3 protein-coding genes are annotated in these 13,867 nt (G+C 73.7%); all 3 read left to right on the top strand.

Annotated features, from left to right (window positions below; all coding sequences use genetic code 11):
* The first annotated feature begins 26 nt into the window (after positions 1-26).
* Positions 27-2,123 (top strand): ABC transporter ATP-binding protein, encoded by a 2,097-nt coding sequence (locus tag ABGA99_RS22710; RefSeq protein ID WP_347580017.1) that lies wholly within the window; start codon positions 27-29, stop codon positions 2,121-2,123.
* A 512-nt stretch (positions 2,124-2,635) separates the two neighbouring features.
* On the top strand, positions 2,636-12,343 hold the full coding sequence (locus ABGA99_RS22715; protein WP_347583304.1) for an amino acid adenylation domain-containing protein: 9,708 nt from the start codon (positions 2,636-2,638) through the stop codon (positions 12,341-12,343).
* Positions 12,340-13,867, top strand: a 1,528-nt coding sequence (locus ABGA99_RS22720; protein ID WP_347579909.1) for a condensation domain-containing protein, incomplete at its 3' end; no start/stop codon positions are given. The genes ABGA99_RS22715 and ABGA99_RS22720, both read left to right, overlap by 4 nt.

The following is a 13,867-nucleotide window of genomic DNA, read 5'->3' on the forward strand; positions in this document are numbered from 1 at the left end:
ACGAACACTGGAGGTAATTCGTGGCCATGATTGGCGGCTCAGGGCCGGTCATCATGCGCGCCGGCGGGCCGGATTCGGTCACCAGGCAGAAAGTGAAGAAGGGTACGGCCAAGCGCATCCTTCCCTACACCCGGCCGCACAGACTCAGAATTTCCGTGCTGTTCGCGGTCACCGCGCTCAATGCGGGAATCGTGGTGGCCGTTCCCATTCTCTTCAAGTACCTCATCGACAACGGCATCATGCCGCGGGACACCTCGGTCGTCGTCTGGATCTCCGTCGCCGTCGCGGTCCTGTCGCTCCTGCAGACCGTCGTCGGCTTCGCCGAGGCATGGCTCTCCGGGAAGGTCAGCGAAGGGCTCATCTACGACCTCCGCACGGAAGTCTTCGACCACGTACAGCGCCAGCCGCTCGGATTCTTCACCCGCGCCCAGACCGGGTCGCTGGTCAGCCGCCTCAACACCGACGTCGTCGGCGCCCAGCAGGCCCTGACCTCGCTGCTGTCCACCGTCGTCTCCGCCGGCCTGACCGCGCTCCTCGTGCTGGGCGCGATGTTCTACCTCTCCTGGGCGATCACGCTGATCAGCCTCGTAATGCTCCCGCTCTTCATCCTCCCCGGCAAAGTCGTCGGCCACCGGTTGCAGCGCGTCATGCGCGAACACATGCAGGTCAACGGCGAGATCGGCGCCTTTATGAGCGAACGGTTCAACGTCACCGGCGCACTGCTCGCCAAGCTCTACGGCCGCCCGGAGACCGAGAACGGGATGTTCGCCGACCTCGCGGGCAAGGGCCGCGACCTCGGTGTCCGCGCGTCGGTCTACTCGAAGATGCTGTTCCTGTCGATGATGCTCGTCGGCTCCCTGTCCACCGCGCTGGTCTACGGGCTCGGCGGTGGCCTCGTCATCGAGGGCGTCTTCCAGATCGGCACCCTGGTGGCGCTCGCCACCCTGCTCACCCGGCTGCTCGCGCCGATCAACCAGCTCTCCGGCGCCCAGCGGGACATCCTGATGGCGCTGGTCAGCTTCGACCGGCTCTTCGAGATCCTCGATCTCGAGCCGCTCATCCAGGAGAAGCCGGACGCCCTCGCCCTGCCCACGGCCGCCGCGAGCGGAGCTGCCGCGAACCGGCCCGGCGCGAACGGGGCCGCCGCCGATGTACCGGCGAGCGCGCCGGAGATCGAGTTCTCCGGTGTCTCCTTCCGCTACCCGTCCGCGGCGGACGTCTCCCTCGCCTCCCTGGAGTCCCTCGCCGGCCCTGCGCCGCGGCGCGACGACAACTCCTGGACCCTGCGCGGCCTGAACTTCACCGCCCCCGCGGGCAAGCTCACCGCCCTCGTCGGCCCCTCCGGCGCCGGCAAGACGACCATCACCCACCTCGTGCCGCGGCTCTACGACCCGGGCGAGGGCATCGTCCGGATCGGCGGCCACGACCTGCGCGACCTGACGCTGGCGTCGCTCCGCGACACCGTCGGCATGGTCACCCAGGACGCCCACCTCTTCCACACCACCATCCGGCAGAACCTCCACTACGCCCGTCCGGACGCCACCGAGAAGGACATGATCGAAGCCTGCCGAGCTGCCCAGATCTGGGGCCTGATCGAGGTGCTGTCCGACGGCCTCGACACCCTCGTCGGGGACCGCGGCTACCGGATGTCAGGCGGCGAGAAGCAGCGCATCGCCATGGCCCGGCTCCTGCTCAAAGCCCCGCCGGTCGTGGTCCTCGACGAGGCGACCGCCCATCTGGACTCCGAGTCCGAGGCGGCGCTGCAGCGGGCCCTCAAGACGGCGCTCACGGGCCGGACCTCGCTGGTGATCGCCCACCGGCTTTCCACCATCCGGGACGCGGACCAGATCCTGGTCATCGACCAGGGTCAGGTCCAGGAGCACGGCACCCACGACGAACTGCTCGAACTCGACGGCCTCTACGCCGAGCTGTACCGCACGCAGTTCTCCCGCCGGCCGAAGACCGGCGATGCCCCGGCGCCGGAGATGGCACCGATGCCGACGAACGGCCCCCTCATGGACGGCCCTCCGCAGGGAATACTCATCGGCCCCGGGCCGGGTATGGGACCCGGCCCCGGAATGGGCGGGCCCGGTCCCGTTCTGCACGGTCCCGGACCGCGCTAGCCCCACGAGTTCGTCAACCGCAGGCAGAGGACGCGCAGCGTCGCGCGGTCCGCAATCGCCATGAACGTCGTCGCCCGATTGAGCCAGTGGAGACCTCAGGAATGTCTGATTCGCGCAGCCCTGCCCTGCCCGTGGTGCACATGACACCGTGCCCCGCCGGCGGCACATGGGATCTCCGGTTCACGGACGGCCTCGAAATCGCGGTGCACCTGGAAGCGTCCGCGACGAAGGCGGCGGCCGTGGCCGCGGGATTCTTACACCGGATGACGGGCGACCGGGAAGTGGCGGTCGTCGTCGAGGGGGAGATCCGCGGGGCCGTACGTATCGAGATTGCGCCGGGGAGCACGTTGGACGAACTCCAGGGGTCCGCCGAGGAATTGCTCGCCGCTGAGGGGAAGGCGGGAAGGGCGGACGGCGGAGCGATATGCGGGGGCGGAGCGATATGTGAGGTGGCCGCGTCTGCGCTCCCCGTATCCATCTCGGAGGCGGGGGCGGCGCTGAGGCGGGTGTTCGTGAGATTCGCGGAGCGTGTGAGCGCGGACCCGGACGCCCGGGTGGGCGACGTGGATCTGCTGGGTACGGGGGAGCGGGCGTTGGTGGTGTCGGGGTGGAACGAGACACGCCTTGCGGTGCCGTCCGGGACGGTCCTGGACCGGTTCGAGGCGCGGGCGCTGCGCACGCCGGGCGCCTGCGCCGTGCGATGCGGCGTGGACACGGTGTCGTACGCGGAGCTGGATGCGCGGGCGAACCGGCTGGCGCGGTATCTGCGGCGGCTGAGGGTGGGCCCGGAGTCGCGGGTGGGCCTGTGCCTGCCGCGGGGCGTGGAGATGGTCGCGGCGATGCTCGCGGTGTGGAAGGCCGGGGGCGCGTACGTGCCGCTCGATCCGGCGTATCCGGCGGAGCGGTTGGCATTCATGGTCGCCGACAGCGCCGCCACGGTCGTGCTGACGACCGGTGCCACGGCGGGGGTGGTATCGGAGTCGGCGGGGCGGGTGGTGTCGCTGGACGACGCGGCGGAGGACATCGCCGCGGCATCGGCCGAATCGCTGGGCGCGGTGCCGGAGCCGGGGCAGTTGGCGTATGTGATCTACACCTCCGGATCCACGGGCCGGCCGAAGGGCGTCGCGGTCCCGCACAGTGGTGCGGCGAACCTGGCGGAGGCCATGCGGCCGGTGCTGGGGGTGGCGGAGGGTGTGACGGCGTTGCAGTTCGCGTCGTTCAGCTTCGACGCCGCGGTGCTGGACGTCGCGGTCACCCTGGCGGCCGGCGGCACGCTGGCGATCGCCTCGGACGAGGAGCGGGTGGAGCCGGCGGCGCTGGCGGAGATGATCGGTACCTCCGGTGTGTCCGTGGCGAGCGTGGTGCCTTCGCTGTTGAGCGTCCTTGATCCGGCCGCGGTCCGGGGAGTGCGGAACTGGGTGCTGGGCGCCGAGTTGCTGACCGCCGATCTTGCCTCGCGGTGGTCGCGGCAGGCCCGGGTGTGGAACACGTACGGGCCGACCGAGGCCACCGTCATCACCACCGCCACACCGCTCGGCTCGGACATCGACCCGGACGATCCGCCGCCCCCGATCGGCCGCCCCCTCGGCAACGCCCGCGTCTACGTCCTGGACGTTCTGCTGCGTCCCGTGCCGCCGGGCGTGACCGGGGAGTTGTACATCGCCGGTGCCGGTCTGGCCCGCGGCTACCTCGGCCGCGGCGGGCTGACCGCCGAGCGGTTCGTCGCCTGCCCCTTCGCAGCCGGTGGGCGGATGTACCGCTCGGGGGACCTGGCGCGATGGACCGCGGACGGCGAGCTGGCGTTCGTGGGCCGCGCCGACGAGCAGGTGAAGATCCGCGGCTTCCGTATCGAGCCCGGCGAGGTGCAGTCCGTGCTCGCCGCCCATCCGCGGGTGTCGCAGGCGGCCGTCGTCGTGCGGGAGGACCGGCCGGGCGACAAGCGGCTCGTCGGCTACGTCGTGGCTGCTCAGGGCGGCGTGGACGCGGACGACGTGCGGGAGTTCGCCGCCGGGCGGCTGCCCGCGCACATGGTGCCCGCCGCCCTCGTGGTCCTGGACGCGCTGCCGCTGACCCCCAACGGCAAGGTCGACCGCGCCGCTCTGCCGCCACCCGAGCCCGGCGGGCCGACACGTGGGAGCGCCCCCGCGACGCCGCTGGAGCAGCGCATCTGCGAGCTGTTCGCGGACGTGCTGCACATCGAGCACGTCGGCTCCGACGACAACTTCTTCGCTCTCGGCGGCGACTCGATCCGCTCGATGCTGCTGGTGTCCGCCGCTCGTGAGGCCGGCTTATCCCTGACCACCCGGCAGGTGTTCGAGAGCAGGACACCGGCGGGCCTGGCGGCCTTTGCCGCGTCAAGCCACGGTGCCGCCCCGGACCCAGCGGCAGCGGACGCACCGCTGTTGCACCTCGACGCCGAGCAGCGCGCGGAGCTGACGGCGGCGGTGCCCGGGCTGGTGGACGTGCTGCCGCTCTCCCCGCTGCAGGAGGGCCTGCTGTTCCATGCGCTGTACGACGACCGGGCGCCCGATGCGTACGTCGGCCAACTCATCCTGGGCATGGACGGGCCGCTCGACCCGAGCCTGGCGCGGGTGGCCTGGCAGGCGTTGCTGGACCGTCACGGCGGTCTGCGGGCCGGGTTCCGGCAGTCGGCCGGGGCGAGGCGGCCGGTGCAGGTGGTCGTCGGGGACGTCGAGCTGCCGTGGCGCGAGGAGGACCTGTCCGGGCTGGGCGTCGCGCAGGCGCGGGCGGCTGCGGAGCGGATCGCGGACGCCGAGCGGGCGCAGCGGTTCGATCCGGGGCAGCCGCCGCTGCTGCGCGTGGCGTTGCTGCGGCTCGGCGCCGAGCGGTACCGGATGGTGGTCACCCTCCACCACATCGCCCTGGACGGCTGGTCGCTGCCGATCCTCCTCCGCGAGCTGTGGACCCTCTACGCGGCGGGCGGCGACCTGTCCGTCCTACCGCCCGCGACACCGCACCGCGACCACCTGGCGTGGCTGGCCCGGCAGGACGAGGAGGCAGCCGCCGGGGCGTGGCGGCACGCGCTCGCCGGCGTGGACGAGCCGACGCTCGTGGCACCGGCCGGCCGGGACCGTGAAGCGGCGCCGACCGGCAAGGTGGTCGCCGAACCGGGCGCCGAGCTGACCGCGGCGCTGGCGGATCTGGGCCGCCGCCGCGGCCTGACACTGAACACACTGCTGGAGACCGCCTGGGCGATGGTCGTGGGGCAGCTCGCGGGCCGCAGCGACGTCGTCTTCGGCAGCGTGGTCGCCGGTCGGCCGGCGGAGCTGCCTGGCGTGGCCGACATGGTCGGGCTGTTCCTCAACACGGTGCCCGTACGGGTCCGCCTTGACCCGGCACAGACGATCGGCGAACTGCTCGACACGGTCCGGGCACAGAAGACCGCGCTCCTCGACCACCAGCACCTCGGCCTCGCCGACATCCAGCGGCTCGCCGGGCCCGGCGCCACGTTCGACACCCTGATGACCCTCCGGACCTACGGCTCCGGTGCCGGTGCCCCGCCGGAGCCCTTGCGGGTCACCGAGTCCCGGCTGCGCGAGTCGACGACGTACGCCCTGGCCCTGGGCGTGGAGCCGGACGACGACATGAAGCTCTGGCTCGACTACCGGCTGGACGCTTTCGACGAGCGGTCCGCGCAGACCGTGGCCGACCGTTTCGTCCGCGTGCTGGCGCAGATGGCCGCCGCCCCGGGGACGCGGGTCGGCGATGTCGACGCGCTGGGGGCGGCCGAGCGGGTGTCGGTGGTGTCGGCGTGGAACGACACGCGCCTTGCGGTGCCGGCGGGTTCGGTGCTGGACCGGTTCGAGGAGCGGGCCGGGCAGGCCCCGGAGGCGGTCGCCGTGCGGTGCGGGACGGAGGAGGTGTCGTACGGGGAGTTGGACGCGCGGGCGAACCGGCTGGCGCGGTATCTGCGGCGGCTCGCTGTGGGCCGGGAGTCGCGCGTGGGGCTGTGCTTGCCGCGTGGCGTGGAGATGGTCGTGGCGATGCTCGCGGTGTGGAAGGCGGGGGGCGCGTACGTGCCGCTCGATCCCGCCTATCCGGCGGACCGGTTGGGCTTCGTGATCGCGGACAGCGGTGCCGCCGTGGTCGTCGGGGTGGCCGAGTCGATGGCCGGGGTGCCCGTGGGAAGGGCCCGGGTCGTGCTGCTGGACGAGGCCGCTGCGGAGATCGCAGCGGAGTCCGGCGCGGCGGTGGAGCGGCGCGTCGGGCTCGACGAGCTGGCGTACGTCATCTACACGTCCGGATCCACCGGTCGTCCCAAGGGTGTTGCTGTGTCCCACCGGGGGCCGGCGAACCTGGCGGAGGCGATGCGGCCGGTGCTGGGTGTCGGGGAGGGTGTGACGGCGTTGCAGTTCGCGTCGTTCAGCTTCGACGCGGCGGTGTTGGACGTGGTGGTCACGCTGGCGGCGGGTGGCACGTTGGCGGTTGCCGCCAGCGGGGAGCGGGAGGAGCCTGCGGCGCTGGCGGAGATGATCCGTCGTGCGGGTGTGTCGGTGGCGAGCGTGGTGCCGTCGCTGTTGAGTGTTCTGGATCCGGCGGCGGTGCCGGGGGTGCGGAACTGGGTGCTGGGTGCGGAGTTGCTGACTGCGGATCTGGCTTCGCGGTGGTCGCGGCAGGCGCAGGTGTGGAATACGTACGGGCCGACAGAGGCGACCGTCATCACCACCGCCACCCCTCTGGCTGCGGGCATCGAGTCGCATGATGCGCCTCCGGCCATCGGCCGCCCGATCGGCAATGCGCACACGTACGTGCTGGACGAATTCCTCCGGCCCGTGCCCCCGGGGATCACCGGTGAGTTGTATATCGCCGGTCGGGGTCTTGCCCGCGGTTACATCGGCCGTGGTGGGCTGACCGCCGAGCGGTTCGTCGCCTGTCCCTTCGAGCCCGGCGCGCGCATGTACCGCTCGGGTGACTTGGCGAGGTGGTCCGGCGAGGGGCTGCTGCACTTCGCCGGCCGCGCCGACGAGCAGGTCAAGATCCGCGGCTTCCGCATCGAACCCGGCGAGATCGAAGCCGTCCTCGCCGCCCACCCCGACGTCGCCCACACCTGCGTCGTCGTACGCGAGGACCAGCCCGGCGACAAGCGGCTCGTCGCCTACGTCGTACCGGCCGGCGACCGCGTGGAGCCGGACATCCTGCGGGAGTTCACCACGGCCCGGCTGCCCGGGCACATGGTCCCCGCCGCGATCGTCGCCCTCGACGCGCTGCCTCTCACACCCAACGGCAAGCTGGACCGCAAGGCGCTCCCCGCCCCGGCGGCGTGCGGGACTGCCGGACGCGCGCCCGCAACGCCGCGGGAGGTGCTGCTCTGCGCGCTGTACGCCGATGTCCTCGGCCTGGAACGCGTCGGCGCCGACGACTCCTTCTTTGCTCTCGGCGGCGACTCGATCCGCTCGATGCTGCTGGTGTCGGCGGCGCAGCGGGCGGGGTTGGCGTTCACCTCGCGCCAGGTGTTCCAACTCCGTACCCCAGCCAGGCTCGCCGTCGCCGCCACCGTGGCCGACGCCGCCGGTGCCCCGGACGCGCCGCCGCTCGTCGACCTGACGCCGGAGGCGCTGGACGAGTTGTCGGCCGCCGTGCCGGGCCTGGTGGAGGTCCTGCCGGTATCGCCGCTGCAGGAAGGGCTGTTGTTCCACGCGGTGTACGACGTGCAGGCCGCCGACGTCTACATCGGACAGCTCGTGCTCGGCGTGGACGGCCCGCTCGACGCCGCCGTTCTGCGGGCCTCGTGGCAGGCGCTGCTCGCCCGCCACGCCAGCCTGCGTGCCGGGTTCCGGCATCTGCCCGGCGTGACGCGGCCCGTACAGGTCGTGGTCGAGGACGTCGAACTGCCGTGGCGCGAGGAAGATCTTTCGGGGCTGGACGCGGCGGAGGCGTGGGCGGAGTCGGAGCGGATCGCCGCCGCCGAGCGCGCCCGGCGGTTCGATCCGGCGCGCCCGCCGCTGCTACGCGTGGCGCTGCTGCGGCTCGGTGCCGAGCGGTACCGGATGGTGATCACCCTCCACCATCTGGCGCTCGACGGCTGGTCGGTGCCGATCCTGCGGCGCGAGCTGTGGGCCTGCTACGCGGCCGGCGGCAGCGCCGCAGGGTTGCCGCCGGTGACGCCCTACCGCGACTACCTGACCTGGCTGGCACGCCAGGACAAGGACGCCGCCGCCTTGGCGTGGCGGCGGGCGCTGGCGGACGCCGACGAGCCGACGCTCGTCGCGCCCGGCGACCGCGACGGCACCGACGCGCCCTCCCAGGACGTCGTGCGCACCGTCGGTGCCGCACTGGACAAGGCGCTGGCCGGGCTGGTGCGCGCGCACGGCGTGACGCTCAACACCGTGATCGAGACGGCCTGGGCGATGGTCGTGGGCCAGCTCGCGGGGCGGAGCGACGTGGTTCTGGGCGCTGCGGTCGCCGGCCGCCCGGCGGAGCTGCCGGGTATGGAGCACATGCTGGGGCTGTTCATCAACACGGTCCCGGTGCGCGTGCGCCTGGATCCGGCGCAGAGCGTCGCCGGCCTCCTGGCCGACGTACAGGCGCGGCAGTCGGCGCTGATGGACCACCAGCACCTCGGCCTCGCGGACATCCAGCGGCTCGCCGGGCCGGGCGCGACCTTCGACACCGTGATGGCGTTCGAGAACTTCCCCGCCGGGGTCGGCGCCTCCGGCGACCCACACGCCGCCCACGGCGTGGCCCCGGCGGGGCTGCGCTTCACCGAGGCCACGGTGTGGGGTGAGACGAACTACCCGCTCACGCTGGTCGCCGACCCCGCCGGCGGGCTGCGGCTGAAGCTGAGCCACCGGCTCGACTCGTTCGACACCTGTGCCGCCGGTGCCGTCCTCGACCGGGTCGTGCGTGTCCTGGAGCGGATGGCGGCCGACCCCGGGGCGCCGGTCGGCCGGCTCGACGTCCTCGGCGGCCCCGAGCGGGCGCGCGTGCTGGGGGACTTCAACGACACGGGGCGTCCGCTCGCCCCGGGTGCGCTGCCGGAGCTGTTCGGCGAGCGGGCCGCGCGGTGCGCCGATGCCGTCGCTTTGGTCGACGGCGACCGGGAGTGGACGTACGCGGAGCTGAACGAGGCGGCGGACCGGGTGGCCGGCGGGCTCGCAGCGCGCGGGGTGCGGCGCGGGGATCTCGTCGGCGTGGTGATGGAGCGGTCCGCAGAGCTGGTGATCGTGCTCCTCGGCATCGTCAAGGCCGGTGCCGGGTACGTCCCGGTGGCGGCGGACTGGCCGGCGGCGCGCACGGGTCTGGCGCTCGGCAGGACCGTACTGACCGTGTCCGACCGGCAGTCGGGCACCCGGGCGGCGCCGGTCACCCGCGCTGACGAACTGCTGGCTTCCGCCGCCGCGGGCGCGATGCCGCTCGGTTCGGACGACGTGGCGTACGTGATGTACACCTCCGGCTCGACCGGGCGGCCCAAGGGCGTCGAGGTCACCCACGGCGACGTCGCGGCCCTCGCGCGCGACGGCCGTTTCGCCCGCGGCCACGAGCGGGTCCTCTTCCACTCCCCGCAGACCTTCGACGCCGCCACGTACGAGCTGTGGGCGCCGCTGCTGACGGGCGGCCGGGTCGTCGTCGCCCCGCCGGGCGTGCTGACGCCCGCGCGCCTCAGGGAGCTGATCCGGCGGCACGGGATCTCCGCGATGTGGCTGACGGCCGCGCTTTTCCACCTGTTCGCGCAGGACGACCCGGAGTGCCTGGACGGGCTGGGTGAGGTGTGGACCGGCGGTGACGCGGTGCAGGCGGAGGCGGTGCGCCGGGTACGGGCGGCATGCCCGGAGCTGGTGGTCGTGGACGGGTACGGGCCGACGGAGACCACCACCTTCGCGACCTCGTACCGCATCGAGCCCGCCGCGCCCCTCCCGCCGTCCGTGCCGATCGGCGGGCCCCTCGACCACATGCGGCTGTACGTGCTGGACGCTTTCCTGCGACCGGTGCCCGCCGGGGTGACCGGCGAGCTGTACATCGCCGGCGCGGGCCTGGCCCGCGGCTACGCGGACCGGCCGGAGCTGACGGCGGAGCGTTTCGTGGCCTGCCCGTTCGCGCCGGGGGAGCGGATGTACCGCTCCGGTGACCTGGTGCGCTGGACCGGCGGCGGCGTGCTGGAGTTCGCCGGGCGCGCGGACGCGCAGGTGAAGGTGCGTGGTTTCCGCGTGGAGCTGGGCGAGATCGAGGCCGTGCTCGCCGGCCACGAGGCGGTGGGGCAGGCCGTGGTCGTCGCCCGGGAGGACCGGCCGGGCGACAAGCGGCTGGTGGGGTATGTCGTCGCGGACGGGGAGCGGTATGCCGCCGAGGACGTGCTGCGCGCGTACGCGGCGGAGCTGCTGCCGGAGTACATGGTTCCGGCCGCGGTGCTGGTGCTCGACGCGATGCCGGTGACGGCGAACGGGAAGGTGGACCGCAAGGCGCTGCCCGCCCCGGACTTCGCCGGCCGCGCGATCGGCCGGGCGCCGCGGGGTGCCGCCGAGACGGCGCTGTGCGCGCTCTTCGCCGACGTGCTCGGGCTGGCGCGGGTCGGCGCGGACGACAGCTTCCTGGAGCTGGGCGGCGACTCGATCACGTCCATGCAACTGGCGTCCCGGGCCCGCAAGGCGGGGTTCGTGCTGACTCCGCGCCAGATCTTCGAGGAGCGCACTCCCGAGCGACTGGCCGTGGCACTGGAGACCGCCGCCCCCGGAGCGGACGCGACCGCCGGCAGCGGGGACGGCGACTCGGGCGTGGGCGAGGTGCCGTGGACGCCGGTGATGCGGTGGATCGGCCCGGGTGTCGCCGGTGCCGGGTTCACGCAGTGGACGGTCGTCGGCGCCCCCGGCGGGCTGGCCCAGGGGGTACTGGCGGACGGCGTGGCCGCCGTGCTGTGCGCGCACGACATGCTGCGCGCCCGCACCGCGCCCGGCGACGCGCACCCCCGCCTCCTCGTTCCCGAACCCGGCGCTCTCGACGCCGCCACGCTGATCACCCGGGTCGACGCCGCCGACGTGCCCGACGGGGAACTGGACGAGACCGCCGGCCGGGCGGCTGCCGAGGCGGCGGCCGGGCTGGACCCCGCGGACGGCGCCGGAATGCTGCGGGTGGTGTGGCTGGACGCCGGCCCGTACCGCACCGGCCGCCTCGCGCTCGTCGTCCACCACCTCGCGGTCGACGGCGTGTCCTGGCGCGTCCTGCTGCCCGACCTGCAGAACGCCTGCGAGGCGCTGGCCGCGGGCCGGCCGCCCCGGCTTCACCCCGTGCCGACGTCGTTCCGCCGCTGGGCCCGCGAACTCGTCGCCCAGGCCGCGGACGAGGTGCGGCAGGCCGAGCTGGAGCAGTGGACCAAGCTGCTGGTCGAGCCCGAGCCCCTGCTCGGCAGCCGGGCGCTCGACCCCGCAGCCGACACCGCGCACACCCAGCGCCGGGCGTCGTGGACCGTGCCGGCGGAGCAGGCCGCCACCCTCCTGGCCCGTACGCCCTCGGCGTACCACTGCGGCGTGCACGAGGTCCTGCTCGCCACCTTCGCCGCCGCCGTCGCGCGCTGGCGCCCCGGCGGGCACACGGGGCTGCTGGTGGACATGGAGGGCCACGGCCGGGAGGAGCTCGGCGACCTCGACCCGTCGCAGACAGTGGGCTGGTTCACCGCGGTCCACCCGCTGCGCCTCAACCTCGGCGGCATCGACCTGGACGAGGCCCGCGGCGGCGGCCCCGCCGCCGGCGAGCTGCTGAAGGCGGTCAAGGAGCAGGCCCAGGCCGTGCCCGGCGACGGCCTCGGCCACGGCCTGCTGCGGCACCTCAACCCGGAGACCGCCGAGGTGCTGGCCGCGCTGCCCGCACCCCAGGTCGGCTTCAACTACCTGGGCCGCTTCACCGCCGGTCCCCGCGCGGCCCGCGTCGAGGCGTGGCAGCCGGCCGGGGAGACCGCCGTCGGCGGCTCGGCCGCACCCGGGATGGCGATCACCCACGTGCTGGAGGCGAACCCGGTCGTCCGCGACACCTCCGCGGGCCCCGAGGTCACCCTCGCGCTCGCCTGGGCCGGCGGGGTCCTGACCGAGGCGGACGCCGACCGTCTCGGCCGCACCTGGCTGGGCATGCTCGCCGGGCTCGCCGCCCACACCGACGACCCGGCGGCCGGCGGGCACACCCCCTCCGACTTCCCCCTCCTCGACCTCGGCCAGGACGAGATCGACCAGTTCGAAGCGATCGCGGCGAAGCTCCAAGGAGGACTGACCCGGTGAATCCCCCAGCCGTCGCCAAAGGCTCCGCCCTGGCAGAGATGTGGCCGCTGTCGCCGCTGCAGGAAGGTCTGCTGTTCCACGCCGGCTTCGACACCGACAGCCCCGGCGTCTACACCGTGCAGTTCATGCTCGACGTGGGCGGACCGCTGGACCACCGGCGCTTCCGTGCCGCCTGGGCCGGGCTGCTCGCCCGGCACCCGGCGCTGCGCGCCAGCTTCCACCGGCGCCCCTCCGGCGAGCCCGTCCAGCTCATCACCCACGAGGTCGCGCTGCCGTGGCGAAACGCGGACCTGTCCGCGCTCCCCCAGGCGGACGCGCTCGCCGAGACCCGGGCGCTGGCCGACGCGGAGCGCGGCCGGCGCATCGACCTCGCGGCGGCCCCGCTGCTGCGGCTGCTGCTCGTCCGGCTCGGCGAGGAGCGGCACCGGCTGGTGGTGACGACCCACCACATCCTGATCGACGGCTGGTCGATGCCGATCCTGCTGCGGGAGCTGGCGGCGGTGTACGAGGCGGGCGGGGACCTGTCGATGCTCAAGCCCGCCCCCTCCTACGGGCAGTATCTGGCGTGGCTGCGCCGCCAGGACAAGGACCGGGCGCTGGCCGCCTGGCGCACCGAGCTGGCCGGTGCCGACGAGCCGACCCTCGTCGTACCCCCGGACGCGCTCGACGGCCCGGTGGTGCCCGGACGGGTGCGCTTCACGCTCGGCGCGAAGCTGTCGGCGGACGTCGCGGAGCTGTCGCGGGCGCACGGCCTGACGGTCAACACGGTGGTGCAGGGCGCCTGGGCGCTGGTCCTGGCCCGGCTCACCGGCCGCGAGGACGTCGTCTTCGGCGCCACCGCCGCCGGCCGCCCGCCCGAACTGCCCGGTGTCGAGGCCATGGTCGGCCTGTTCATCAACACGCTGCCCGTCCGCGTCCGGCTCGACCCCGCCCGCCCGGCGGTGGACCTCCTCGCCGACCTCCAGCGGCGCCAGGTCGACCTGATGGCGCACCAGCACGTCGGGCTCCAGGAGGTGCAGAAGCTCGCCGGTCCCGGCGCCACGTTCGACACCCTCGTCGTCTACGAGAACTACCCCCTCACCTCCGCCGAGTCCGACGACCCCGAGGCACTGTCCCTCCGCTTCGCCGGCGAGCCCCAGGACGCCGGCCACTACCCCCTGACGCTTATCGCCTGGCCCGGCGAGCACCTGCGGGCCGAACTCTTCTACCGGCGCGACGTGTTCGAGCACGGCAGGGCCGAGACCGTCACCGCGTCCTTCGTGCGGGTGCTGGAACAGCTCGTGACCGATCCGGCCGCGCCCGTCGGCCGCCTCGACGCCCTCGACGCGCGGCGGCGCGCGCTGGTCACGACCCGCTGGAACGACACCGCTGCGCCCGTGCCCGGGCCGCCGGCCCCGGAGTTGTTCGGCGTTCAGGTGGTGCGGTCGTCGGGGGCGGTGGCGGTGGTGGCGGGTGGGGTGTCGTTGTCGTATGGGGAGTTGGGGGATCGTGCGGGGCGGTTGGCTCGGTTCCTCGTGGCGGTGG

Source organism: Streptomyces sp. B5E4, from assembly GCF_039871555.1.
In the GTDB taxonomy this organism is placed as follows: domain Bacteria; phylum Actinomycetota; class Actinomycetes; order Streptomycetales; family Streptomycetaceae; genus Streptomyces.

What these genes read in the sequence shown, in the direction of transcription:
- ABGA99_RS22710 (WP_347580017.1), top strand. Translation starts at nt 27, where the DNA reads ATGATTGGCGGCTCAGGGCCGGTCATCATGCGCGCCGGCGGGCCGGAT.